The sequence below is a fragment of the Pseudomonas sp. MDT1-85 genome (assembly GCF_054898065.1).
In genome coordinates, this window is record NZ_CM142715.1 from 1,683,043 (window position 1) to 1,707,451 (window position 24,409).

General features: G+C 59.6%; 22 protein-coding genes. 15 read left to right on the forward strand and 7 right to left on the reverse strand.

Annotated elements, in window-relative coordinates; all coding sequences use genetic code 11:
• The first annotated feature begins 282 nt into the window (after positions 1–282).
• Entirely contained in the window at positions 283–1,632 is a 1,350-nt protein-coding gene (locus ACYZT2_RS07545; RefSeq protein ID WP_461971307.1) for a spinster family MFS transporter, read from the forward strand.
• Positions 1,633–1,818: 186 nt separating this feature from the next.
• Here ACYZT2_RS07545 and rapA read toward each other — a convergent pair whose 3' ends face one another.
• Positions 1,819–4,665, reverse strand: a complete 2,847-nt coding sequence (rapA, locus tag ACYZT2_RS07550; protein WP_461971308.1) for an RNA polymerase-associated protein RapA — start codon at positions 4,663–4,665, stop codon at positions 1,819–1,821.
• A gap of 229 nt (positions 4,666–4,894) precedes the next feature.
• Here rapA and ACYZT2_RS07555 point away from each other — a divergent pair, with 229 nt between their 5' ends.
• The 4 genes from ACYZT2_RS07555 (at position 4,895) to ltrA (ending at position 7,675) form a co-directional block, all read left to right on the forward strand.
• A complete protein-coding gene (locus ACYZT2_RS07555; RefSeq protein WP_461971309.1) occupies positions 4,895–5,236 on the forward strand; it encodes an aspartate-semialdehyde dehydrogenase in 342 nt (113 codons plus the stop codon).
• Positions 5,237–5,341: 105 nt separating this feature from the next.
• On the forward strand, positions 5,342–5,503 hold the full coding sequence (locus tag ACYZT2_RS07560; protein WP_461971310.1) for a hypothetical protein: 162 nt from the start codon (positions 5,342–5,344) through the stop codon (positions 5,501–5,503).
• A gap of 144 nt (positions 5,504–5,647) precedes the next feature.
• The gene (gene ccoM, locus ACYZT2_RS07565) at positions 5,648–5,764 is read left to right on the forward strand and encodes a cytochrome c oxidase subunit CcoM (RefSeq protein WP_007906619.1); all 117 of its coding nucleotides are present in this window, start codon (positions 5,648–5,650) and stop codon (positions 5,762–5,764) included.
• Positions 5,765–6,253: 489 nt separating this feature from the next.
• Entirely contained in the window at positions 6,254–7,675 is a 1,422-nt protein-coding gene (gene ltrA / locus ACYZT2_RS07570; protein ID WP_461968590.1) for a group II intron reverse transcriptase/maturase, read from the forward strand.
• Positions 7,676–7,847: 172 nt separating this feature from the next.
• Here the strand turns inward: ltrA and ACYZT2_RS07575 are convergent, their stop codons facing one another.
• Together ACYZT2_RS07575 and ACYZT2_RS07580 are read right to left on the reverse strand one after the other, a co-directional pair.
• Complete coding sequence (locus ACYZT2_RS07575; protein ID WP_461971311.1) at positions 7,848–9,323, reverse strand: inorganic phosphate transporter; 1,476 nt, start codon at positions 9,321–9,323, stop codon at positions 7,848–7,850.
• A gap of 377 nt (positions 9,324–9,700) precedes the next feature.
• Positions 9,701–9,901: a hypothetical protein gene (locus tag ACYZT2_RS07580; RefSeq protein WP_007903846.1), complete on the reverse strand. Its 201-nt coding sequence runs from the start codon at positions 9,899–9,901 to the stop codon at positions 9,701–9,703.
• Between the two features lie 665 nt (positions 9,902–10,566).
• Between ACYZT2_RS07580 and pcaR the strand changes: the two genes are divergently transcribed.
• From pcaR to pcaC, 10 genes are all read left to right on the forward strand, one after another.
• Positions 10,567–11,409 carry a pca regulon transcriptional regulator PcaR gene (gene pcaR, locus ACYZT2_RS07585; RefSeq protein ID WP_007903845.1) on the forward strand — a complete coding sequence of 281 codons (843 nt, stop codon included), beginning with the start codon at positions 10,567–10,569 and terminating at the stop codon, positions 11,407–11,409.
• 129 nt (positions 11,410–11,538) lie between these two features.
• A complete protein-coding gene (locus ACYZT2_RS07590) occupies positions 11,539–12,885 on the forward strand; it encodes an aromatic acid/H+ symport family MFS transporter (protein ID WP_461971312.1) in 1,347 nt (448 codons plus the stop codon).
• Between the two features lie 286 nt (positions 12,886–13,171).
• The gene (locus ACYZT2_RS07595; RefSeq protein WP_048393939.1) at positions 13,172–14,029 is read left to right on the forward strand and encodes a CoA transferase subunit A; all 858 of its coding nucleotides are present in this window, start codon (positions 13,172–13,174) and stop codon (positions 14,027–14,029) included.
• Positions 14,029–14,808, forward strand: coding sequence for a CoA-transferase subunit beta (locus ACYZT2_RS07600; protein WP_461971313.1), 780 nt, complete (start codon positions 14,029–14,031; stop codon positions 14,806–14,808). The genes ACYZT2_RS07595 and ACYZT2_RS07600 overlap by 1 nt, the downstream gene beginning before the upstream one ends.
• Positions 14,805–16,010: a 3-oxoadipyl-CoA thiolase gene (gene pcaF / locus ACYZT2_RS07605; protein ID WP_461973021.1), complete on the forward strand. Its 1,206-nt coding sequence runs from the start codon at positions 14,805–14,807 to the stop codon at positions 16,008–16,010. Before ACYZT2_RS07600 ends, pcaF begins: the two co-directional genes overlap by 4 nt.
• A 52-nt stretch (positions 16,011–16,062) precedes the next feature.
• A complete protein-coding gene (gene pcaH / locus ACYZT2_RS07610) occupies positions 16,063–16,767 on the forward strand; it encodes a protocatechuate 3,4-dioxygenase subunit beta (RefSeq protein ID WP_461971314.1) in 705 nt (234 codons plus the stop codon).
• Between the two features lies 1 nt (position 16,768).
• Positions 16,769–17,335 (forward strand): protocatechuate 3,4-dioxygenase subunit alpha, encoded by a 567-nt coding sequence (gene pcaG, locus ACYZT2_RS07615; RefSeq protein WP_461971315.1) that lies wholly within the window; start codon positions 16,769–16,771, stop codon positions 17,333–17,335.
• A 179-nt stretch (positions 17,336–17,514) separates the two neighbouring features.
• Positions 17,515–18,879, forward strand: a complete 1,365-nt coding sequence (locus ACYZT2_RS07620) for a 3-carboxy-cis,cis-muconate cycloisomerase (RefSeq protein WP_461971316.1) — start codon at positions 17,515–17,517, stop codon at positions 18,877–18,879.
• 11 nt (positions 18,880–18,890) lie between these two features.
• Positions 18,891–19,682: a 3-oxoadipate enol-lactonase gene (gene pcaD / locus ACYZT2_RS07625; protein ID WP_461971317.1), complete on the forward strand. Its 792-nt coding sequence runs from the start codon at positions 18,891–18,893 to the stop codon at positions 19,680–19,682.
• 10 nt (positions 19,683–19,692) lie between these two features.
• Entirely contained in the window at positions 19,693–20,085 is a 393-nt protein-coding gene (gene pcaC / locus ACYZT2_RS07630) for a 4-carboxymuconolactone decarboxylase (RefSeq protein WP_008005892.1), read from the forward strand.
• 136 nt (positions 20,086–20,221) lie between these two features.
• Here the strand turns inward: pcaC and ACYZT2_RS07635 are convergent, their stop codons facing one another.
• The 4 genes from ACYZT2_RS07635 to ACYZT2_RS07650 form a co-directional block, all read right to left on the reverse strand.
• Positions 20,222–21,040 carry a methyltransferase domain-containing protein gene (locus ACYZT2_RS07635; protein ID WP_461971318.1) on the reverse strand — a complete coding sequence of 273 codons (819 nt, stop codon included), beginning with the start codon at positions 21,038–21,040 and terminating at the stop codon, positions 20,222–20,224.
• A 21-nt stretch (positions 21,041–21,061) separates the two neighbouring features.
• Positions 21,062–21,421: a DUF1641 domain-containing protein gene (locus tag ACYZT2_RS07640; RefSeq protein ID WP_461971319.1), complete on the reverse strand. Its 360-nt coding sequence runs from the start codon at positions 21,419–21,421 to the stop codon at positions 21,062–21,064.
• A gap of 28 nt (positions 21,422–21,449) precedes the next feature.
• Positions 21,450–22,640, reverse strand: coding sequence for an NAD(P)/FAD-dependent oxidoreductase (locus tag ACYZT2_RS07645; RefSeq protein WP_461971320.1), 1,191 nt, complete (start codon positions 22,638–22,640; stop codon positions 21,450–21,452).
• Positions 22,641–22,831: 191 nt separating this feature from the next.
• The gene (locus ACYZT2_RS07650) at positions 22,832–24,091 is read right to left on the reverse strand and encodes an OprD family porin (RefSeq protein ID WP_461971321.1); all 1,260 of its coding nucleotides are present in this window, start codon (positions 24,089–24,091) and stop codon (positions 22,832–22,834) included.
• Positions 24,092–24,409 lie beyond the last annotated feature (318 nt).

The following is a 24,409-nucleotide window of genomic DNA, read 5'->3' on the forward strand; positions in this document are numbered from 1 at the left end:
TCTCTGAATCATCCTGGCCTGCGCCAAGCACGCTGGCGAATGCTTGCAGTATAGAGGCCTTGCATGGAGTGCAAGGGGTGGTGGCATATTAATGCCAATGTTTTTGGCATGGTCTTTAGAACGATTGGAAATAAATTGTTTCATGGCCCGCATGGGTGGCCCATGAAGGGGTATCAGGATTACGAATAATTACAGACAGCGCTGGCGGGCCTGACTAGATTGACGGTTCCGGGCTCGAATGCGTTGGCAGTGAAGCCCCAATAACAATAAAGAGACGGACCCATGCAGAACTCGACCCAAGCGGCGAATGCCTGGCGCATTCTGTTCCTGCTGTTCCTGGCCAACCTGTTCAACTTCTTCGACCGTACCATCCCGGCGATCATCATCGAGCCGATCCGCATGGAATGGCACCTCAGTGACTTTCAACTGGGGATCATCGGCACCGCATTCACCATCGTTTACGCCATTGCCGGCCTGCCCTTGGGGCGATTGGCCGATACCGGTTCGCGCAGCAAGTTGATGGGCTGGGGGCTGGCGACATGGAGCGGGCTGACTGCGGTCAACGGGCTGGTAGGCAGTTTCTGGAGTTTCCTGATCGTGCGCATGGGCATCGGCATCGGTGAAGCCAGTTATGCACCGGCCGCCAACTCGCTGATCGGCGATTTGTTCCCGGCTCATCGTCGGGCGCGGGCGATGGGCATTTTCATGCTTGGCCTGCCGCTGGGGTTACTGCTGGCGTTTTTCACCATCGGCTGGATGGTCAAGGCGTTCGACAGTTGGCGCGCGCCGTTCTTCATCGCGGCAGTGCCGGGGCTGATCCTGGCGGTTTTCATGTTCTTCATTAAGGAGCCGAAACGCGGCGCGGCGGAAAGCGTGCAAGTGTCTCAGGAGCGCGTAGACCGGCCGATCCGTCGAGTACTGGCGGTGCCGACATTCCTCTGGCTGGTAATGGCGGGGTTGTGTTTCAACTTCGCGACCTATGCGTGCAACTCGTTTCTGGTGCCGATGCTGCAGCGTTATTTCCTGATGCCGTTGCAGGACGCAGCAGTGGCGACCGGGGTGATCGTCGGGGTGACCGGGCTGTTTGGCCTGACGCTCGGCGGCTGGGTCGCCGACAAGATTCACCAGCGCGTGGCCAATGGGCGGCTGCTGTTCGCGGCATTCAGCCTGATCATTTCGACCGTGTGCACGGCTTGGGCGCTGCACGCCGGACGCATTGAGATCGGGGTATTTGTCGCGGTGTTCAGCCTGGGTTGGTTGTTCGCCTACAACTTCTATACCTGCGTGTACACGGCGATCCAGGACGTGGTCGAACCGCGCCTGCGGGCCACGGCGATGGCGTTGTTCTTTGCCGGGTTGTATTTGCTGGGTGGGGGATTGGGGCCGGTGGTGGTAGGGGGGTTGTCGGATCACTTCGCGCACTCGGCCATGCTCTCGGCCGGCGCCGAGCAGATGACCGAAGCGTTCAAGGCTGTCGGTTTGCATGACGCGATGTATCTGATCCCGGTGGCGTTGTTCTTTACCATGGTGTTTCTGTTTTTGGCTTCGCGGTGTTTTGTGAGGGATGCGAAGCGGATGAAGGAGGGGTTGGTGGCAGTAGTTGAGCCAGGTATTTCTGCGGCGACTGCATGATCGCCATCGCGAGCAGGCTCGCTCCCACATTGATTAATGGTGTTCATTAATAGTGTGGCCACACCAGATCCCCTGTGGGAGCGAGCCTGCTCGCGATGAGGCCATCAGCAACACCACAACAATCAAGCAGATAAAAAAAGGCCCGCATCGCTGCGGGCCTTTTGTTTTTGTGGGGCAGGGCAGGGTTTAACCCGCCACCAACACCCGAATCGCTTCCAGTCGCAGCGCCGCTTTGTCGAGCATGGCCAGGCCTTGCTCACGTTGCTTGCGCAGGGCAACCAGTTCGCTGTCGCGCACGGTCGGGTTGACCGCTTGCAACGCGGTCAGGCGTGCCAGTTCTTCGTCTGTATCCGCCGCCAGGCGACGTTGCGCCTCGGCGACGCGCTCGGCGTGACGCGGGGTGATTTTATCTTCGCCGGCGTTGATCCGTGGCGTCAGCTGGTCGCGCTGGGCCTGGATGAACTTGTTGGCGCTGGCGCGGGGTACGCTTTCCAGTTGATCGTTCAGGGTTTCGAACGAGACCCGGGTCGACAGGTCGTTGCCGTTGGCGTCGAGCAGGCAGCGCAGGGCGGCCGGCGGCAGGTAACGGCCCAGTTGCAGCGAACGCGGGGCAACCACTTCGCTGACGTAGAGCAGTTCCAGCAACACGGTGCCCGGTTTCAGCGCCTTGTTCTTGATCAGCGCCACGGCGGTGTTGCCCATCGAACCGGACAGGACCAGGTCCATGCCGCCCTGAACCATCGGGTGTTCCCAGGTGATGAACTGCATGTCTTCGCGAGACAGCGCCTGGTTGCGGTCGTAGGTGATGGTCACGCCTTCGTCGTCGCCCAGCGGGAAACTGGCGTCGAGCATTTTTTCGCTTGGCTTGAGGATCAGTGCGTTTTCCGAATGGTCTTCGCTGTCGATGCCGAAGGCGTCGAACAGGGTTTCCATGTAGATCGGCAGGGCGAACTGATCGTCCTGTTCGAGGATGTCCTCAACCAGCGCATCACCTTCGCCAGCGCCGCCGGAATTGAGTTCCAGCAAACGGTCGCGACCGGAGTGCAGTTCGGCTTCCAGACGCTCACGCTCGGCGCGGGCTTCATCGATCAGCGCTTGCCACTCGCCGTCATCGGCGGTTTCCAGCAGCGGCAGCAGGCGCGGGCCGAATTGATGCTGCAAGGCGTTGCCGGTCGGGCAGGTATTGAGGAACGCGTTCAGCGCTTCGTGATACCACTGGTACAGCCGCTCTTGCGGGCTGGTTTCCAGGTACGGCACGTGCAGTTCGATGATGTGCTTCTGACCGATCCGGTCGAGACGACCAATGCGCTGCTCCAGCAGGTCCGGGTGCGACGGCAGATCGAACAGCACCAGATGGTGCGAGAACTGGAAGTTGCGACCTTCACTGCCGATTTCCGAGCAGATCAGCACTTGAGCGCCGAATTCTTCATCAGCGAAGTAGGCGGCGGCGCGGTCGCGCTCGAGGATGTTCATGCCTTCGTGGAAGACCGTGGCCGGAATGCCGGAACGTACGCGCAAGGCGTCTTCCAGGTCCATGGCGGTTTCGGCGTGGGCGCAGATCACCAACACTTTGGTGCGCTTGAGCATCTTCAGCGTGTCGATCAGCCACTCGACGCGCGGGTCGAATTTCCACCAGCGCTCTTCTTCATTGGCGTCCGGCTGGGCCTGGAAGCTGACTTCCGGGTACAGCTCGGCGTGATCGCCCAATGGCAGTTCGAGGTATTCGGCCGGGCACGGCAGCGGGTACGGGTGCAGTTTGCGCTCCGGGAAACCCTGCACGGCGGCGCGGGTGTTACGGAACAGCACGCGGCCGGTGCCATGACGGTCCAGCAGTTCGCGGACCAGACGGGCGCTGGCTTCGATATCGCCATCGTTGACGGCGCTCAGTAGCGCTTCGCCTTCGTTGCCGAGGAAACCGTGGATGGTCTTGTGCGCTTCAGGCGACAGGCGCCCTTTGTCCAGCAGCTCCTGAACGGCTTCGGCCACCGGGCGATAATTTTCGCTCTCGGCGCGGAAGGCGTGCAGGTCATGAAAACGGTTCGGATCGAGCAGGCGCAGACGCGCGAAGTGGCTGTCCTGACCCAGTTGCTCCGGGGTCGCGGTCAGCAGCAATACGCCGGGAATGACTTCGGCGAGTTGCTCCACCAGCGAGTACTGAGGGCTGACCTGATCTTCGTGCCACACCAGGTGGTGCGCTTCGTCGACCACCAGCAAATCCCAGCCGGCCGCGAACAGTGCGTCCTGGGCTTTTTCGTCGTCAACCAGCCATTCGAGCGCAACCAGTGCAAGCTGGGTGTCTTCGAACGGGTTGGCGGCATCGCTTTCGATGAAGCGTTCTTCGTCGAACAGCGCAACTTGCAAGTTGAAGCGGCGGCGCATCTCCACCAGCCATTGGTGCTGGAGGTTTTCCGGCACCAGGATCAACACGCGACTGGCGCGGCCCGAGAGCAGTTGGCGATGGATCACCAGACCGGCTTCGATGGTCTTGCCCAAGCCCACTTCGTCTGCCAGCAAAACGCGTGGCGCGATGCGGTCAGCGACTTCACGGGCAATGTGCAGCTGGTGCGCGATCGGTTGCGCCCTCACGCCGCCCAAGCCCCAAAGGGAGGACTGCAACTGGCGGCTGGTGTGTTCCAGGGTGTGATAACGCAGGGAGAACCAGGCCAGCGGATCGATCTGGCCGGCGAACAGACGGTCGCTGGCCAGACGGAATTGAATGAAGTTCGACAGTTGGGTTTCCGGCAGGGTGACCACTTCGTTCTGCGCGTTGAGGCCGTGGTAGACCAGCAGGCCATCGACATCGTCGACTTCTTGTACGGTCAGTTTCCAGCCTTCGAAGTGAGTGATGCTGTCACCCGGCGAAAACCGCACGCGGGTGAGGGGCGCATTCCGTAGCGCGTACTGGCGAGTGTCGCCAGTGGCCGGATAGAGCACGGTCAACAAGCGGCCGTCCTGTGCCAGAACGGTGCCCAAACCCAGCTCGGCTTCGCTGTCACTGATCCAGCGTTGCCCCGGTTGATACTGCTGCGCCATGCTGCCTGACTCCCACCTTGAAAAAGCGGGCTATCTTAACGGAATGAGCCTTCAGGACCAAAGGATTACATGCGTGCGCTGATGGCGGATGCGAACTTTTCGGGAGATGAAGATCAAAAGATCGCAGGCTGCGCCAGCTCCTGCGGTGCCCGGCGGGTCACAAGTTTGCGACCGATGGCTCAAGTCGCCATTCCCGCAGCCGACAGCCTGCTGACAGGAGACTAATAATATGCTGCCACCGATGCTCCCCTTGAGCGCCGTGCCGATCACTTCACAGCAGGACCCGATTCGCCAGCGCCCGGATATTCCGCCCGTGGTGCCGGTGCAGGAAAGCTCCAACGAGAGCACCATCGACCTGCAAAAACGCGACCCGGAAGAGGCGGGCCTGCTGCTGCGCGAGGAACAGCGTCGCAAACAAGAGCAGGAGCGCCGCCGTCGTGAGGCCGATGAAGATCCTGAAGAACACCTGGCGATTCCCGGTAATGAGCTCAATGCCGACAACACCGTACCGGTGGTGCCGTTGATGGAAGATCAGCCACGTCAGGGATTGTGGGTCGATATTGAAATCTGAAGTGTCGGATCACTGGTCAGCGCCCGCGCCAGACCGCATTATTGGCGTAATCCTGTCGCCTTTAACCGGCAGTTGAATTCATTTCCAAGCGATGCACTGAACGCCATGAGCCAAGATGACAAGCTGATCGACCTCAACTCTGAACGCGCCAAGCGGGTTCACGACCTAAATGAAAAGCGCCTGAACGAAGTACGCCAGGCGTTCGAGCAGGCGATGCCGTTGGGCAAAGCGAAGAAAAAGGCTAAGAACAAACCGAAAAAGCGTTGAAACACCCTGCATCGGTTGATGCAGGTCAGTTATTTCCCTTCCATCTACGCTCGTCTCGGGCGGCATTGATCCCGGTCAATTTTCTCTCCTGCCCGATTGGTTAACTTAGCCCCATCGCAACAGGGCAAGTGCAGGAGGCCAGTCATGTTTTTCGACAACGTGGTGATCGCCGGAGTGCTGACAGTCGGCCTCATGGTTCTGTTTTTTGCAGGGTTTGGATTTTTTATCTGGAAGGATTCGCATAAGCGGAAAAAACCGTAGGGTCTTTCTGGAGCAATGAGCACGCAAGGCATTTTGGGCGACTTCGGTCGCCCTTTTTTTTGGTGCGCCAGGCATGGCGCGTTGCGCGCAAGCGCAACCAGCTGGGCTGTGGTGGCCACGCTGGTGACTTGGAGGTGAAAGTCCTCTACACACCCGGCAAGGGGAAGTGTTAGCCAGAGGCAAGGGTGTCGCGGGTGACTGCGAATCTGAAGGAAGCCCGAGGCAAAATGCTGGCCTGACGAACAGGAAGCGGATAGAGGCGGCGCAGCGGGGTAAGAAGGCCAAAATCTTCAAAGCCCAGTACTTGCACGGAACGCTGTGACGTAGATCCGACAGGCATAAGCAGGAAGGTCGCGCGAATTACCCTGGGAGATCTGCACGTTTGCCACTGTGCTACCGCGCGTCGAGAGGCGACGGGATGAGCGTGCAGAAGTCAGCCGAGGCCGTAGTAAGTGGCAAATAACCCTGCCACCAAGGGCCGAACAGGTTATGCCGCCAGTAGGCGTCAGAGTCTCGTTGAATACCGAGATGCAGAAATTTCTCCCAGAGAAGACTGTTACTCCGAGTCCCGGACAGAATCCGAGGATGACGGCTGATAGCGCAAAGGTATCGACGGCGTCTGTGACGTGGACGAACGCGGAGCCGGACACGCTGATGGCGCGGGTGCTTGCACCCGCCAACCTCAGACGTGCGTATCATCGCGTAGTCAGCAACAAGGGCGCGCCGGGTGCCGATGGCATGACGGTCGACCAGTTGGCGGACTATGTGAAACAGTATTGGCCGACCCTCCAGAAGAGGTTGCTGGCCGGCGAGTACCACCCGCAAGGTGTACGCGCCGTCGACATCCCCAAACCCAAAGGCGGCACCCGGCAGCTGGGTATTCCCAGCGTTGTGGATCGCCTGATCCAACAGGCATTGCTGCAACAGCTCACGCCGATCTTCGACCCGCTATTCTCGGACTATAGCTACGGCTTCCGACCGGGCAGAAGCGCCCACCAAGCCATCGAGAAAGCCCGCGCCCATGTGGCGGCAGGGCATCGCTGGTGCGTGGAACTCGATCTTGAGAAGTTCTTTGATCGGGTTAATCACGACATCCTGATGGCTTATCTGGCGCGCCAAATCGAAGACAAGCGGGTGCTCAAGCTGATCCATCGTTACCTCGAAGCGGGAACGATGTCAGGCGGTATCGCCAGCCGACGGCAGGAAGGGACGCCGCAAGGCGGCCCGCTCTCGCCGTTGCTGTCGAACATCCTGCTCAACGAACTCGACCGCGAGCTGGAACGACGGGGTCATCGCTTTGTGCGTTATGCCGACGATGCGAACATCTATGTGCGCAGCCCTCGTGCTGGCGAACGAGTGATGAGGAGTGTTGAGCGCTTCCTGAATCAGCGCCTGAAACTGACGCTGAACCGGGACAAGAGCCGAGTTGCGAGGTCTTGGAAGTGTGATTACTTGGGTTACGGGATGAGCTGGCATCAGCAACCGAAGCTGAGAGTGGCGACGATGAGTCTAGGTCGCTTGCGCGACCGACTCAGAGAGCTGCTACGTAAAGCGCGGGGCCACAAGATGGCGAATATCATCGAGCGGATAAACCCCGTGCTGCGTGGTTGGGCGGGCTACTTCAAACTGAGCCAAAGCAAACGGCCACTTGAGGAACTGGACGGCTGGGTGCGTCACAAGCTTCGCTGCGTCGTCTGGCGTCAATGGAAGCGGCCCTCTACGAGGGCGCGCAACTTGATACGCTTGGGACTTAATGAGGCGCGGGCGTGTAAATCGGCAGTCAATGGCCGAGGCCCATGGTGGAACTCGGGAGCGCCTCATATGAATCAGGCGCTGCCGAAGAAGCTGTGGGACCGACTCGGGCTGATCTCGATACTGGATACGATAAACCGGCTTAGCCGTGTAACCTGAACCGCCGTATACGGAACCGTATGTACGGTGGTGTGAGAGGACGGCGGATGTAAATCCGCCTCCTACTCGATCCGATCGTTCCCACGCTCTGCGGCGCAGAGCGTGGGAATGATCTGCGGGCAATAAAAAAGGCGCGAACCTTACGGAACGCGCCTTTTTCAGTAGCGATGTATCAGCTACCCAGTGCCTTCGACGCCAGCCAGAACAGGCCGGCCGACAGGGTCACAGTGGCTGGCAGGGTCAGGACCCAGGCCAGCAGGATGGTTCTGACGGTGCCGCCTTGCAGGCCGCTTTTGTTGGCGACCATGGTGCCGGCCACGCCTGAAGACAGGACGTGGGTGGTGGAAACCGGCAGGCTGAAGATGTTCGCCGCGCCGATCATGCACGCGGTGGTGATTTGCGCCGACATGCCTTGGGCGTAGGTCATGCCTTGCTTGCCGATTTTCTCGCCGATGGTCAGTACTACGCGTTTCCAACCGACCATGGTACCCAGGCCGAGGGCCAGCGCGACCGCCAGAATCACCCAGAACGGGGCATATTCGGTGGTAGTGGTCAGGTCCTTGCGCAGCTTGACCAGGTCAGCCTTTTCACGGGCAGCGAGGCCAGGCAGTTTGCTGACTTTCTTCGCCGTGTCGTCCAGGCAGAGCAGGTAACGACGCACTTCGATGCGGCTTTCCGACGGCAGCGAGTGGTAGTCGGCTACACCCTTGAGGGTGCCGAGCAGGGCGGCGATGGTCGGTTCGGTCTGTTGCGGGTTGCAACGGAATTTCTCTGGCAGATCGCCTTTCACGCTTTTGCCCAGGGCCAGGTATTCGCCCAGCGTATCGGCATTGCGCTGGTAGAACTGGCTCAGGTGCAGGGTCGCATCGCGAGTCCGCTCGATCTGGTAGGTGGTGCTGTTCAGGTCGAGAACGAACTGCGCCGGCACAATACCTATCAGCACCAGCATGATCAGGCCGATACCTTTCTGGCCATCGTTCGAGCCGTGCACGAAGCTGACTGCCATCGCCGAAATCACCAGCACCAGACGGTTCCAGAACGGCGGGTGTTTCTTGTCGTCGATCTTGCGGCGCTGTTCCGGTGTCTTGTGCATCTTGGACAGCGGACGCCACCATTTAAGGCCGATCAGCACCAGGGCTGCGATCAGGAAGCCAGCCATCGGCGAGAACACCAGGGAGGCACCGATATCGATCGCCTTCTGCCAGTTCACGCCATCGGCCAACGGAATGTCGTTGATCAAGGCGTTGGCCAGGCCGACACCGAGGATCGAACCGATCAGCGTGTGGGAGCTGGAGGCGGGGATACCGAAGTACCAGGTGCCCAGGTTCCAGGTGATGGCGGCGGCGAGCAATGAGAACACCATGGCCAGTCCGTGACCGGTGTTCACATTGATCAGCAGTTCCACCGGCAGCAAATGGACGATGGCATACGCCACGCCCACACCGCCCAGCAGCACGCCGAGGAAGTTGAACACACCGGAAAAGAACACCGCCAGATGAGGCGGCATGGCTTTGGTGTAGATAACAGTGGCCACCGCGTTTGCGGTGTCATGAAAGCCGTTGATGAACTCGAAGGCAAGGACAAAGGCCAGGGCGAGCAAGAGGCTCACAAGCACCCAAGCATCCAGTCCGCTGAATAAATCGATCATGAAGGTTTTCTGACCCGGTCGTAAGGGGGCGCGATTATGCCAGAAAAGACTGCTAATCAATGCACTTGCTGCTCATCGGTAACATTCTTCAACGAATTAATTTGTGGCAATCCCCCAAGCCCCAGGTTTTTTCGGGGTTTTACAAGTCATTGAATTTACTTGCACAGGCCGTAGCCACAAGGGGTTCTCCCGGCGAAGCGAGAAGCTTGAACGTGTGTGTGAAATTTCTTGGAAGAGGGTCAGACAGGAGCCATTTGCCTCATCCAATGGATGAGGAGACCGCTGCCCGCTTGTAGCGGGCACGAAAAGCATCATCCATACAACCCGCTTTTAACAGGTGTAGATGCAGGCTCTTGAAAGAATTCAAACCGAGGCGGTCATGGCTCTTCGGCTTTGAGTTCCTTTTCCATCTTCTGCAATTCCTGGGAGAAGGCCTGATCCTGAACGGTGGCGCGTTTACGCCAGGGTTTGCGTTCGGGTTCGGGCTGAGCGGCGTAGGTGGTGACTTCCCCGCCGTAAACTTCCTTGTAACGTTGTTCCTGGCGCTCAAGTTCCGCGCGCAGTTCGTCTTTCGTCACAGTGCTACCTGATTGAGTTGAGATTAATTCTGGTGAAACGCGCTGCATCGATTTATTGACCACGCTCGTTGAAAGGACAATGCCGGACACGGCATTGTTCCCTCGGCGCAATCAATACGTCCTTGTTGCAGGCGGCCACGGCACCAGAGAAAAAGCTGACGTAGCATCAGTCTCCTGTTTCAGCGAGCGCGTTGGCGGAGCATATGAAATGAGCGTCAGGCGCTTGCTGCGGACAGCGGCAATGGATATTGCGCTGCCGGTAGGCGGAATCGGCACGTAAAAAACCGGTCGCCACTGAGATGTATTATAGCGGTCGATCCGAAGAACACTATCTCTTGAGAGTTAAAAGTAGTTCCTCGTGTGTGATTGTTTTGTTACTCGCAAACTTTTACCGGTAACTACCTGCCAGCGATGCCAATGACAGCGGTGACTTTCTGGCGCCATTAAGCCGAACGAATTAGTACATCCGTGCTTCTTTAAACCGTGACCGAAAATAACAATCGTATTGCATGAGGAGTGAAAGCAGTATGACTCACCATAAGCAACCACCGATTGCGATTATCGGCTGGCGGTTCGATAATCGCCCAATCTTGGTGGCCGGTGGCTTGTGTGTCAGACCGGGAGCCGCTTGTAATAGTCGCTGATCCGTGTGGGAAACAACTGATATGAACGATCAAATGCGCAATTCCTTCGCTTCAGTGGCACCGCCGATCGTTGCCTCGCCCGCCAAGCGAATCCAGGCCCTGACCGGTGACCCGGATTTCATGACCTCCCTGGCCCGTGGTCTGGCGGTGGTGCAAGCGTTTCAGGAGCGCAAGCGGCACCTGACGATTGCGCAGATCAGCCATCGCACGGAAATTCCCCGCGCCGCTGTGCGACGTTGCCTACATACCTTGATCAAACTCGGCTACGCCACCACCGACGGGCGCACCTATTCGCTGCTGCCCAAAGTACTGACCCTGGGCCATGCCTACTTGTCGTCGACGCCATTGGCGGTTTCTGCCCAGCCGTACCTGGACCGCATGAGTGAGCAACTGCATGAGGCCTGCAACATGGCCACGCTGGAGGGCGATGACATTTTGTACATTGCGCGCTCGGCGACCACCCAGCGGCTGATTTCCGTCGACCTCTCGGTGGGCGGGCGACTGCCGGCCTATTGCACGTCCATGGGCAGGATTCTTCTCGCCGCGCTGGACGACACGTCACTGCGCGAATACCTCGACCATGCAGAGCTGCAAGCCAAGACCAGTCGCACGCTGCATACCCCCGAGGCATTGCTCGAATGCCTGCAAGAGGTACGGCAACAAGGCTGGTGCATCGTGGATCAGGAACTGGAGCAGGGCCTGCGCTCGATTGCCGTTCCAGTGTACGACGCTTCCGGGCAAGTAGTAGCGGCGTTAAACGTCAGCACCCACGCCGGCCGGGTCAGTCGCAGCGAGCTGGAGCAACGTTTCCTGCCCGGTCTGCTAAGCGCCAGTCGTGACCTGAGCGCGCAACTCTTCGCCTAAGCTGTTCGATAAACGCACAGAGTCGCGTTTATCGAATTGACGCTCTTTCCCTTGGATCATTAATGTCGCGGCAGCGTCAGCCCACGGCTGACACCTGTTCGACTGCGTTCTTTGCGTGGAATAAAAATAATGAACCAGCCTCAGTCTGCTGTAGGAAACTGCCTTGACGTGCAGTCCTTCATCAACGCTCAACCCATTTCGCGCTACCAATGGCGGGTGGTGATTCTATGTTTCCTGATTGTTTTCCTCGATGGCCTCGACACCGCGGCCATGGGTTTTATCGCGCCTGCACTGTCCCAGGACTGGGGCATCGATCGCGCCAGTCTTGGCCCGGTGATGAGTGCGGCGCTGATAGGCATGGTCTTCGGCGCGTTGGGGTCTGGCCCGTTGGCGGACCGCTTCGGGCGAAAAGTCGTACTGGTGGGCGCGGTGTTGGTGTTCGGGGCTTTCAGCTTGGCGTCGGCCTATAGCACCAACGTCGATCAGCTGCTGGTGCTGCGTTTCCTCACCGGCCTGGGCCTGGGCGCCGGCATGCCGAACGCCACCACGCTATTGTCCGAATACACCCCGGAGCGCAAGAAATCCCTGCTGGTGACCAGCATGTTCTGCGGCTTCAACCTCGGCATGGCCGGTGGCGGATTCATCTCGGCCAAACTGATCCCGGCCTTCGGCTGGCACAGTCTGTTGATGATCGGCGGAATCCTGCCTCTGATCCTCGTCGTCGTCTTGCTGTTCTGGTTGCCGGAATCGGCGCGCTATCTGGTGGTGCGCAATCGCGGTACGGACAAAGTGCGCAAGGCCTTGGCGCCGATCGACCCGACGGTGGTGGCTCAGGCTTCGAGCTTCAGCGTGCCGGAACAGAAAACCGTGAAGGCCCGTAATGTATTTGCGGTGATTTTCTCCGGTACTTACAGCACCGGCACGTTGTTGCTGTGGCTGACGTACTTCATGGGCCTGGTGATCGTTTACCTGCTGACCAGTTGGCTGCCGACGCTGATGCGCGACAGCGGCGCGAGCATGGAGCAGGCGGCGTTCATCGGTGCGCTGTTCCAGTTCGGTGGGGTATTGAGCGCAGTGGGTGTGGGCTGGGCGATGGACCGGTTCAATCCGCACAAGGTCATCGGCATTTTCTACTTGTTCGCCGGGGTGTTTGCCTACGCGGTAGGGCAGAGCCTGGGCAACATCACATTGCTGGCGACCTTGGTATTGGTGGCCGGGATGTGCGTCAACGGCGCGCAATCGGCGATGCCGTCGCTGGCGGCGCGTTTTTACCCGACTCAAGGGCGGGCGACCGGTGTGTCGTGGATGCTCGGGATTGGCCGCTTCGGCGCGATCCTCGGTGCGTGGATGGGCGCAACGTTGCTGGGCCTGGGCTGGAATTTCGAGCAAGTGCTGACAGCGCTGGTGATTCCAGCTGCGTTGGCGACCACGGCGGTGGTGATCAAGGGCATGGTCAGCCATGCGGATGCGACCTGAGGGTAGGTTTCAGATTTTTTAGCGAGTCTGATGGCCTCTTCGCGGGCAAGCCTCGCTCCTACGGATATGTATGGTCGCAACATCACGTACATCCCGTAGGAGCGAGGCTTGCCCGCGAAGCTTTTCAGGATCGGTAGGGAGACAACAATCTGTTCGATAAACGAACACTCAGTCGATTATCGGATTGTTTGGCGTTTTTCAGGGGCTTACTCTTCAGTCATTCCGGCGCTGAACCTCGCGCCTTTTTCTACCACTGTCGGTTCATAACAAAACGGGAGCCTGCCCCATGGCTGAAATCCTTTCGCTGCATGACGCGATAAAGCAGTTCGTCAACGACGGCGATACCGTCGCGCTCGAAGGCTTTACTCACCTGATTCCTACGGCGGCCGGTCACGAAATCATCCGCCAGGGCAAGAAAGATCTGACCCTGGTGCGGATGACGCCCGACTTGATCTACGACCAGTTGATCGGTGCCGGTTGTGCTCGCAAGCTGATTTTCTCCTGGGGCGGTAACCCGGGCGTGGGCTCGCTGCACCGTCTGCGTGACGCGGTCGAAAGGCAGTGGCCGCATGCGCTGGAAATCGAAGAGCATAGCCACGCCGACTTGGCCAATGCCTACGTCGCGGGCGCTTCGGGCTTACCGTTTGCGGTGCTGCGTGCCTACGCTGGCTCCGACTTGCCGAAGGTCAACCCACTGATCAAGACCGTCACCTGCCCCTTCACCGGCGAAGTATTGGCAGCCGTGCCGTCGGTGCGCCCGGACATCACCGTGATTCACGCGCAGAAAGCCGACCGCAAAGGCAATGTGCTGCTCTGGGGTATTCTCGGCGTGCAGAAAGAAGCCGCGTTGGCCGCCAAGCGCTGCATCGTCACTGTTGAAGAAATCGTCGACGACCTCAATGCACCGATGAATGCTTGCGTGCTGCCGACCTGGGCCTTGAGCGCGGTCTGCCATGTACCGGGTGGCGCGCATCCGTCCTACGCCCACGGTTACACCGAACGAGACAACCGCTTCTATCAAGCCTGGGACCCGATTGCCCGCGACCGTGAAACCTTTACCGCGTGGATCAACGAGTACATCCACGGCTGCGCTGACTTCAGCGAGTTCCAGGCCAAGCTGGCCGCTGCTTCGGAGGCCAAGTAATGACTTACACCACCAATGAAATGATGACCGTCGCCGCCGCCCGCCGTCTGAAAAACGGTTCGGTATGCTTCGTCGGCATCGGTCTGCCGTCGAAAGCCGCCAACCTGGCACGTCTGACTTCTTCGCCAGACGTCGTCCTGATCTACGAATCGGGTCCGATTGGTGCCAAGCCCAGCGTACTGCCGCTGTCGATCGGTGACGGTGAACTGGCGGAAACCGCCGACACCGTCGTCCCGACTGGTGAGATTTTTCGCTACTGGCTGCAGGGCGGGCGCATCGACGTCGGTTTTCTCGGCGCCGCGCAAGTCGACCGCTTCGGTAACATCAACACCACGGTGGTGGGTGATTACCATCAGCCGAAAGTTCGCCTGCCAGGTGCCGGTGGCGCGCCGGAGATCGCCGGTTCCGCCAAGAGCGTGCTGATCATCCTCAAGCAGTCGGCGCGCTCCTTTGTCGACAAACTCGACTTCATCACCTCGGTCGGTCATGGCGAGGGCGGTGATTCGCGCAAGCGTCTCGGCCTGCCGGGTGCCGGTCCTGTGGGCATTATTACCGACCTGTGCATCATGGAACCCGACGCGGATACACATGAATTTGTGGTGACTGCGCTGCACCCAGGCGTGACCCGCGAGCAAGTGATTGCTGCCACCGGTTGGGCGATTCGTTTTGCCGATCAGGTGGAAAACACCGCCGAGCCAACCGACGTCGAGCTGACCGCACTGCGCGATCTGGAAGCCCGCACCGCTGCGGCTCACGGCCAAGCACCCGGAGAAGCCTGATGCGTGACGTTTATATCTGTGACGCGATTCGCACCCCCATCGGCCGTTTCGGCGGTGGCCTGTCGGCGGTTCGCGCCGATGATCTGGCCGCCGTGCCGATTAAAGCGCTGATGGCGCGCAACCCGTCGGTGGACTGGAACGCGGTAGACGAGGTGTTCCTCGGTTGCGCCAACCAGGCCGGCGAAGACAACCGCAACGTTGCGCGTATGGCGCTGTTGCTGGCCGGATTGCCGGAAACAATTCCCGGCGTGACCCTCAACCGTCTCTGCGCTTCGGGCATGGATGCCATCGGCACCGCGTTCCGCGCTATCGCCAGTGGCGAGATGGAGCTGGCGATTGCCGGTGGCGTCGAGTCGATGTCTCGCGCACCGTTCGTGATGGGCAAGGCCGATGCGGCGTTCTCGCGCAACATGAAACTGGAAGACACTACCATCGGCTGGCGTTTCATCAACCCGTTGATGAAAGCCCAATACGGCGTCGATGCGATGCCGCAGACCGCCGATAACGTCGCCGACTATTACCAGGTTTCCCGCGCCGATCAGGATGCGTTCGCCCTGCGCAGTCAGCAACGCACGGCAGCCGCGCAAGCCGCAGGATTTTTCGCTGAAGAAATCGTCGAAGTGCGGATCGCCCACAAAAAGGGTGAAAGCGTCGTCACGCAGGACGAGCATCCCCGCGCTGATACGACACTGGAAACCCTGGCCAAACTCAAACCGGTCAACGGACCGGACAAAACCGTTACCGCCGGCAACGCTTCCGGGGTGAACGACGGTGCGGCGGCGTTGATTCTGGCCTCCGGCGACGCGGTAAAGAAACATGGCCTGACTGCCCGCGCTCGCGTGTTGGGCATGTCGAGTGCCGGTGTCGCACCAAGGGTGATGGGCATCGGCCCGGTGCCGGCAGTGCGTAAATTGACTGAGCGCCTGGGCTTGGCGGTCAGCGATTTCGACGTGATTGAACTCAACGAAGCCTTCGCCAGCCAGGGCTTGGCCGTGCTGCGTGAACTGGGATTGGCGGATGACGCGGCCCAGGTCAACCCGAACGGTGGCGCCATCGCCTTGGGCCATCCGCTGGGCATGAGTGGTGCACGCTTGGTACTGACCGCGTTGCATCAACTGGAAAAGACCGGTGGCAAGAAAGGCCTGGCGACCATGTGCGTCGGTGTCGGCCAGGGCCTGGCCTTGGCGATCGAACGGGTCTGACACGCTGGCTGTGAATTAAAAGCGTCGACTAATAAGAACTGAGGAAAGCGCAATGACTGACAAACCTGGTTACCGTCGCCCGCAGGCGGGCACTCAGCCGGAATACCTGCACCCTCCTTATCAATCCACCAACCTGCGCTCGCCGTCCAAGCCGTTGGTGTATTTGCCTCATTCGCTGTCGGAAATCACCGGGCCGACCGTAGGTGCCGAGCGCATCAACGAGAAGGACAACGACCTGACCGCTCAGCACTCGGGCGAGCCACTGGGTGAACGGATCATCATTCATGGCCGTGTGCTGGATGAAAACGGCCTGCCAGTGCCAGGCATTTTGGTAGAGATCTGGCAGGCCAACGCCGCCGGTCGCTACAACCATGCGCGCGATCTGCACGACGCGCCGCTGGACCCGAACTTCACCGGCACCGGCCGCACCGTGACCGACGCCGATGGCTGGTACCAGTTCCAGACCATCAAACCCGGCGCTTATCCGTGGGGTAACCACCACAACGCCTGGCGCCCGGCGCACATCCATTTCTCACTGTTCGGGCCGAGTATTCTTACGCGCCTGGTGACCCAGATGTATTTCCCGGGCGACCCGTTGCTGGCCTACGACCCGATCTACAACTGCGTGCCCGATACCAGCGCCAAAGAGCGCCTGATCGCCAGTTTCGACCTGGAAAAAACCATCCCTTCCTACGCCCTCGGTTATCGCTGGGACATCGTCTTGCGTGGCCGCGAAGCCACGCCGATGGAGAAATAAGATGACGCTGAACGCGACCACATCCCACACCGTCGGGCCGTATTACCACATCGGCCTGACCTGGCTGAACCGCGAAGACCTGACCGTCGAACAAACCCTTGGCGAGCGCGTGGCGATCACTGGGCAAGTCGTCGATGGCAATGGCGACTTCGTCAACGACGCGATGCTGGAAGTCTGGCAGGCCAACGCCGTCGGCAAGTACGACCATCCCGAAGACGATCAGGACAAACCCCTGGACCCGAACTTCGAAGGGTTTGGCCGAGTGCCGGTGGATGCAGAAGGGCGCTTTCGCTTTACCACGATCAAACCGGGCACAGTGGAAGGCTTGAAAGGCACGACCCAGGCGCCGCATTTGGTGGTATTGGTATTTGCTCGTGGGTTGGTGAAGCACTTGTTGACGCGGATTTACTTCGATGGCGAGCCGGCCAACGTGGCGGATCCGCTGTTGGAATGCGTGCCTGCTGAACGTCGTAGTACCTTGCTGGCGAAGCAGGATGCTGCGGGTGTTTATCAGTGGAATGTGATTTTGCAGGGGACGGATGCCGAGACGGTGTTTTTCGATTATTGAGAGCAAGATCAAAAGATCGTCCGAACGCGGCCCGAGCCTGCGGCAGCTCCTACATTGATCTAATCGTCGAACGGGGTTCCTGTAGGAGCTGGCGCAGCCTGCGATCTTTTGGCGCCTGCACAACGACCTTTGATTTCTACGCGAGGGGCCTGACCGGCCCATGCCTGCAAGGACTGTTTATGAACCAGCGACCGGGCAATCAATTGTTCGATGCCTACTTCACGGCACGCGACATGCGTGAGGTGTTCTGCGATCAGGGCCGGGTTCAGGCCATGCTTGATTTCGAAGCGGCACTGGCCCGGGCCGAAGGACGGGTTGGGCTGATTCCGCAGACGGTTGTCGCGTCTATCGAAGCAGCCTGCCTCGCTGAGCATTACGACTTCGCCGCTCTGGGGGAGGCCATTGCCACGGCGGGGAATTCGGCGATTCCTCTAGTCAAGGCATTGGGCAAGCAGATCGCCAAGAGCGATGCCGAAGCCGAGCGTTACGTGCATCTGGGCGCGACCAGCCAGGATGTAATGGACACCGGCCTGGTGCTGCAACTGCGCCGCGCGCTGGAATTGATCGAAGCTGATCTGGAGCAACTGGGGGAAACCCTCGCGACCCAGGCCTGGCGTTACGTCGCCACGCCGTTGGCCGGGCGCACCTGGCTGCAACACGCGACGCCCGTCACCCTCGGCATGAAAATCGCCGGTTGGTTGGGGGCGGTGACGCGCAGCCGTCAGCGTCTACTGGAACTCAAACCGCGCCTGCTGGTGCTGCAATTCGGTGGCGCCTCCGGGACCCTCGCGGCCCTCGGCGAGCAGGCGATGCCGATTGCCGAAGCCTTGGCCGCAGAACTGCAACTGACCTTGCCGGATCAACCCTGGCACACCCAACGTGATCGTCTGGTGGAGTTCGGCGCAGTGCTTGGACTGATCGCCGGCAGCCTCGGCAAATTCGGTCGCGACATCAGCCTGTTGATGCAGACCGAGGCCGGCGAAGTGTTCGAGCCGTCGGCGCCAGGCAAGGGCGGCTCTTCGACCATGCCGCACAAGCGCAACCCGGTGGGCGCAGCGGTGCTGATCGGCGCGGCGACGCGGGTGCCGGGCTTGCTCTCGACCTTGTTCAGCGCGATGCCGCAGGAACACGAACGCAGCCTGGGCCTGTGGCATGCCGAATGGGAAACCCTGCCGGAGATTTGCTGTTTGGTGTCAGGCAGCCTGCAGCAAGCGCTGCTGGTGGCCGACGGACTGGAAGTGGACGCGATGCGCATGACGCGCAACCTCGACCTGACCCAGGGCCTGGTGCTGGCCGAGGCCGTGAGCATCGTGCTGGCGCAACGGGTCGGGCGCGACACCGCGCACCATCTGCTTGAGCAATGCTGCAAACGCGCAGTGGCCGAGCAACGTCATTTGCGCGCGGTGCTCGGCGACGAGCCGCAGGTGACTGCCGAACTGTCGGACGTTGAACTCGATCGTCTGCTGGACCCCGCCCATTACCTCGGTCAGGCCCATACCTGGGTCGAGCGAGCGGTGGCTGAACATTTTGCGTTGATAGCCTGAAGGAGACTGCCGTGGCATTCGTACAACTCGCCGAGGGCGAACTGCATTACCAACTCGATGGCCCTGACGAGGCACCGGTGCTGGTGCTGTCCAACTCACTGGGTACCGACCTGCACATGTGGGACGCACAGATTCCGGCGCTCACCGAGCAATTTCGGGTGTTGCGTTTTGATACCCGTGGTCACGGCCAGTCGTTGGTCACGCCGGGGCCGTACAGCATCGAGCAACTCGGCCGCGACGTGCTGGCGCTGCTGGATGCGCTGCACATCGAACGCGCGCATTTCTGTGGTCTGTCCATGGGCGGGTTGATCGGTCAGTGGCTGGGGATCAATGCCGGTCAGCGTTTGAATAAACTGATCGTATGCAACACCGCGGCGAAAATCGGCGATCCGTCGGTGTGGAATCCACGGATCGAAACCGTGCTGCGTGACGGCGCGGCGGCGATGGTTGCCCTGCGTGATGCGTCGATTGCGCGCTGGTTCACCGCGGATTTTTCCGAGGCTAATCCGGCAGTGGCGAAGCAGATTACCGACATGCTCGCGGCGACTTCGCCTGAAGGTTACGCGGCCAATTGCGCGGCGGTACGTGACGCCGATTTCCGCGATCAGTTGTCCTCGATTCAGGTGCCGCTGCTGGTAATCGTCGGCACCGAAGACGCGGTGACGCCGCCATCCGGCGGGCATTTCATTCAGGAACACGTGCAGGACGCCGAGTACGCCGAGTTCTACGCCGCGCACCTGTCCAACGTCCAGGCCGGCGCTGCGTTCAGCGACCGAGTACTGGCGTTTTTGTCAGCTCATTGAGGAGATTGTTGTGGACGAGAAACAACGTTATGACGAGGGCCTGAACGTCCGCCGCGCAGTACTGGGCGACGCCCATGTCGACCGCAGCCTGAACGCGCTGACCGAGTTCAACTCGGAGTTCCAGGAGATGATCACCCGCCACGCCTGGGGCGACATCTGGACCCGCCCGGGCCTGCCGCGTCACACCCGCAGCCTGATCACCATCGCGATGTTGATCGGCATGAACCGCAACGAAGAACTCAAACTGCACCTGCGCGCCGCCGCCAACAATGGCGTGACCCGCGGCGAGATCAAGGAAGTGATCATGCAGAGCGCGATCTACTGCGGCATCCCTGCGGCCAACGCGACCTTCCACCTGGCCGAGTCGGTGTGGGATGAGTTGGGGGTTGAGTCGCGCGAATAACTGTCCACCACTCCCACAGGTGATCTGCGTTTGCCACAAATCGCATTTGCGCAGAAATACCAATGTGGGAGCGAGCCTGCTCGCGATGGCGGTGGTCGATTTGATGCATCAGTCGGTATAGACACCTTGAGTGCGATCACACCGTCGCAACGATAAAGATCCGCTTGAACGGAAACAATGTAAGCCCGTCGCTCTCCGGCGAGTAATGCGCATGCACGCGCATCAGGTAGTGGTAAAGAAAGCGAGCTTTCTCATCATCATTCAACGCCATCAATACCGGTCGCAGGGCCGAAACCTTGACCCAGTCGTAGATCGGCGAACGTCCCTCGACTACCTGTAATTGCTCGGTCTCCCAGATCTCCAGCTTGTTAGTGAGAGGCGCCAGCAATCGGTAATAACCCTCCAGCGGCAACAACGGTCTTGCCGCCATGATCTGGCGCAGTTGCGCGGTGCCCAGGGGCGTGCCACCGGGGCCGGCGTCTTCGAGTGTGTCGAGCATCAATTGATACCACGGCGCGTCTCGCCAGTCGGGCATGTGCGCCGCCAGGCAACCGCCAGGGTTGAGCAGGCGAAGCAGGCGCGGCAGGAGTTGTTCGTGATCGCTGATGAAGTGCAACACGGCGGCGGCGAACAGCAGATCGGCCGGTTGCTCTGGCGTCCAGTTCAGCAGATCACATTGCTTCCACAGCGCCTTGATGGGCAGACACCGAGCTTCCTGCAACATTTGTTCGGAACTGTCGATGCCCTGCAAATGTGCTCGGGGCCAACGCTTTGCCAGCAATTGAGTAGCGATGCCGGTACCGCAACCCAAGTCGTAAATGCACTTGGGCTTTTTCAGTTCAACCCGGTTAAGTAATTCGTTAACGGGGCGTTGTCGAAGGCGGAAGAATTGCTGGTAGGCCTTGGCGTCCCAGTGAGTACTGGCAGGCCTGGCGCCTGGAAGTTTGACGCTCATGAGGTTGTCCTCTCTGGCTGTTCAAAGTTGTTTGCCGATGACGTTCAGGGTTTTGAGTGCAAAGCCGACACCTCGTCGTGTGTCGGGCTCGCGCAACAATTTGAGCAAGTGGTAAAACCCCGGTGGCTGCTCTGCGACGTCGGCTTTCGCTGAACGCAGCGCATTGCTGAGTGTCCAGGTCGCTGCCGTGGTGCTTTCGAAAAGCTGCGCGAGCTTTTCCACCATGGGCGCATCCAGCAGATCGACGATATCGCTGAGCAGCGAAAGCAGGTCGACCAGGTTGTCCAGCCGGCCACCGTCGATCAAAGGTTGGAGTTTTCCCAGCAGCGCGGTCATCTCCGCGCTGTGGGCGGGGACGACTGATTCATTGGATACATCCATGACGATTCACTCCTTTCCCGGTGCAGGGTCAAAGCATTCCGCGGGCCACGGCCCAGTACAGGCCGCGGTTGAAGCCATTTCTGAGCAAGCCGCCGAGTTTGGTGGGCGGTGTCGGCAGCACATCGTGCTGGTAGTCATACCAAAGCGGCATGCCGGCATTCAGGCCCATTTGCGCCACCGCCTGAACACGCCCGTCGTAAACGCTATTGGGGCCGCCCAAACGAATTTCGGCGGTGATGTTGTTGGCGATCACGGGGGCCTGGTTATGGCACGCACCTCCGGCCTTGCTGATGGGCAGATCGACGGTGTCACCGATCACATAAACGTTGTCCAGGCCGTAGACCTGCAAGGTTTCATGATTGGTCGGCAACCAGCCTTCCTGATTGGGCGCTTGTGAAGCACCCGACTCCAGCACGGCATTCACCGCACGGATAGGCGGCGTTGCCATCAGGATGTCGAAAGGTTGTTCGTCGCCTTCTTCGGAGTAGGCAATTTTGCGCTCCGGGTCGACGCGGCTCAGGGTGAATCCGCGCTGAAAACGGATGTTCTTCTGCTCGAAAATACTTGGGAGAATTTCTCCTGTAGGTCTTTGCAGGAACAGGCAGTTGCGCAGTAATTGAGCCGTTGTCGGATAGGTGTAGACGATTTCCACACGATCCCGAACACCCCGACGGCGCAAGAAGTCATCGAGCATCAGCGTGGTTTCCACGGGAGCGATGCCGCATTGGTGCGGTACGTTGGGCGTTTGCGGAAAGGATACGGTGATGAAAATGCGGCCCTTTTCGATGGTGCTCAGCCGTTGCGCCAACTGCCGGGCAGCTTGGTATTGATAGAAATGATCGCCGGCTTCCTTCAGGCCTTCGATACGTTCCGGCGCTGGTACACATCCAGTCGCGATGACTAAAAAGTCATAGCCGTACTGCTTGCCACTGCGGGTTTTCAGCTGTTGCAGTTTGAAGTCGAAACGCGTGACCTCATCGACAATGAACTGGATTTCCGGGCGTAACAATGAACGCTCCGCACGCTTGAGTTCTTCCTGAAAAAACAGGTTGAAGGCCACGTACATGAACGCAGGTTTGTAGAAGTGATCGGGGGAGTTGGACAGTAGTGCAATCGAGACTTCGCCGCGCAGGATTTCTGGATACAGCTTGTTGGCCAGTTGATTGGCCAACATGGTTCCACCTACACCGCCACCGACGATAACTATTCGCTTGCTCATACCTGACCTCCGTGGTCATGGCAGCTTCGCGTACAGCATCCGGAGATAACGGAAGAAAAAAGGGCTCCTACATCGAGATGGAGAATTAAACAGGCTCTTTGACTGTATCTGCCAACTTGCAAAACGCTAATTTGAGCCGACAGGTGGTTCCAGGCAACGACCGTTAATCAACGGTCACTGCCTGAGTGCAGTTACAACAAACTGATTGGATAGCTGACGATCAACCGATTCTCGTCGAACTCGTTGTTGCTGAAGTCGCGGCGGATGGTCGAGTTGCGCCATTTGACGTTGAGGTCCTTGAGCGTGCCGCTCTGCACGGTGTAGCCCAGTTCGCTTTCGCGACCCCATTCCTTGCCGTCGGTGGTGGTTGCGGTGTGTACGTTGTCGCCGCTGACGTAGCGGTTCATCAACGTCAGGCCCGGTACGCCAAGGGCGGCGAAATTGTAGTCGTGGCGCAGTTGCCAGGATTTTTCCTTCGCGTTGTCGTAGCTGGCGTTGTAACTATCGTTCGCCAGAGTGCCGCCGCTGGTGCCGTTGACCCGCATCCAGGCGCTGTCGCCGGTGATTTTTTGCAGGCCGACATAGAAGGTGTTGCCGCCGTATTTGGCCGAGAACAGGCCCGACCAGGTCTTGTTGGCCAGCTCGCCGGCCCGGGCGCTGCCGTCATCCTTGCCGTAGAAAAAACCGAGGTTGGCCCCCAGCGTCCAGTCGCCCAGTGGTTGGGTGTGGATCAGGTTGATAAATTGCTGGCTGTAGATGCCCTTGAGTTCAGCGTTCCACAGGCCGATCTGAGTTCGCTTGTCGTTGAAGGCATATTCGCCGCCCTGAAAGTTGAAGCGGTCTGAGGTGAACGCCGTTCTGCCGGTCATCGACATGTCGTTCATGCTGCTGTCGTCGCGCGGGCTGTTGGCGCGGAACTGGCCGCCGTAGAGGGTCAGACCGTCGATCTCCTTAGAGGTGATCTGGCCACCGCGAAAGGTTTGCGGCAGCGAGCGACCGTCGTCCGAACGCAGGATCGGCAGCACCGGCATCCACTCGCCGACTTTCACTTCGGTCTGGGACAGCTTGGCCTTGAACGCCACATTGGTGCGACCGAAGTTATCCGCCGGACGACCATCGTGATCCAGCGGCAACAACTGCGTACCGCCGGTGCCTTTGCCACCGTCGAGCTTGACCGAATACAACCCCAGCACATCCATGCCGAACCCGACGGTGCCCTGGGTGAGCCCGGATTTAGCGTCGAGGATGAAGCTTTGCGTCCACTCTTCAGCCTTGCCCTGGCTCTTGGTCGGGTTGGTGAAGTTACGGTTGATGTAGAAGTTGCGCAGGTTCAGGTTGACCTTGGCGCCTTCGACAAAACCGGCTTCCTCGGCCATGGCAGGCAGGGCCGCACCGGCCAGTGCGAGGGCGATCAGGCTGGGAAAGAAATACTGCGCGGTGGAAGGGGTCATGGGCTCGGGTCTCTCTAATTCCTGGAGATGAAACGGGGCGGTGCCGCAACGTCGGGTTGCAGACAAAAGATTCGAATTCAGAAAAGCGGGGCGAAGTCAGCCGGACAGGGCAGGGCGCGGGGACATGGTGTCGAACCTGTTGTTATTGGTTTTGTAGGACAGATGGTGAGGGGAATAGACTAGATGGTTCAATCGAGGAAAGCGGGTTTTGGGCGATTATCGAACAGCAAAAGATCAACAGATCGCAGCCTCGTTTCACTCGGCAGCTCCTACAGGGATCGGGGTTAACCCGGGCGATGGGTATGATCAAGGAGCTGC

What these genes read in the sequence shown, in the direction of transcription:
- pcaH (WP_461971314.1), top strand. Translation starts at nt 16,063, where the DNA reads ATGACTGACAAACCTGGTTACCGTCGCCCGCAGGCGGGCACTCAGCCG.
- ACYZT2_RS07575 (WP_461971311.1), bottom strand. Translation starts at nt 9,323, where the DNA reads ATGATCGATTTATTCAGCGGACTGGATGCTTGGGTGCTTGTGAGCCTC.
- ACYZT2_RS07620 (WP_461971316.1), top strand. Translation starts at nt 17,515, where the DNA reads ATGAACCAGCGACCGGGCAATCAATTGTTCGATGCCTACTTCACGGCA.
- ACYZT2_RS07595 (WP_048393939.1), top strand. Translation starts at nt 13,172, where the DNA reads ATGGCTGAAATCCTTTCGCTGCATGACGCGATAAAGCAGTTCGTCAAC.
- rapA (WP_461971308.1), bottom strand. Translation starts at nt 4,665, where the DNA reads ATGGCGCAGCAGTATCAACCGGGGCAACGCTGGATCAGTGACAGCGAA.
- ACYZT2_RS07640 (WP_461971319.1), bottom strand. Translation starts at nt 21,421, where the DNA reads ATGGATGTATCCAATGAATCAGTCGTCCCCGCCCACAGCGCGGAGATG.
- ACYZT2_RS07545 (WP_461971307.1), top strand. Translation starts at nt 283, where the DNA reads ATGCAGAACTCGACCCAAGCGGCGAATGCCTGGCGCATTCTGTTCCTG.
- ACYZT2_RS07560 (WP_461971310.1), top strand. Translation starts at nt 5,342, where the DNA reads ATGAGCCAAGATGACAAGCTGATCGACCTCAACTCTGAACGCGCCAAG.
- pcaG (WP_461971315.1), top strand. Translation starts at nt 16,769, where the DNA reads ATGACGCTGAACGCGACCACATCCCACACCGTCGGGCCGTATTACCAC.
- ACYZT2_RS07650 (WP_461971321.1), bottom strand. Translation starts at nt 24,091, where the DNA reads ATGACCCCTTCCACCGCGCAGTATTTCTTTCCCAGCCTGATCGCCCTC.
- ACYZT2_RS07645 (WP_461971320.1), bottom strand. Translation starts at nt 22,640, where the DNA reads ATGAGCAAGCGAATAGTTATCGTCGGTGGCGGTGTAGGTGGAACCATG.
- ACYZT2_RS07635 (WP_461971318.1), bottom strand. Translation starts at nt 21,040, where the DNA reads ATGAGCGTCAAACTTCCAGGCGCCAGGCCTGCCAGTACTCACTGGGAC.
- ACYZT2_RS07590 (WP_461971312.1), top strand. Translation starts at nt 11,539, where the DNA reads ATGAACCAGCCTCAGTCTGCTGTAGGAAACTGCCTTGACGTGCAGTCC.
- ccoM (WP_007906619.1), top strand. Translation starts at nt 5,648, where the DNA reads ATGTTTTTCGACAACGTGGTGATCGCCGGAGTGCTGACAGTCGGCCTC.
- ACYZT2_RS07555 (WP_461971309.1), top strand. Translation starts at nt 4,895, where the DNA reads ATGCTGCCACCGATGCTCCCCTTGAGCGCCGTGCCGATCACTTCACAG.
- pcaR (WP_007903845.1), top strand. Translation starts at nt 10,567, where the DNA reads ATGAACGATCAAATGCGCAATTCCTTCGCTTCAGTGGCACCGCCGATC.
- ltrA (WP_461968590.1), top strand. Translation starts at nt 6,254, where the DNA reads ATGCCGCCAGTAGGCGTCAGAGTCTCGTTGAATACCGAGATGCAGAAA.
- ACYZT2_RS07600 (WP_461971313.1), top strand. Translation starts at nt 14,029, where the DNA reads ATGACTTACACCACCAATGAAATGATGACCGTCGCCGCCGCCCGCCGT.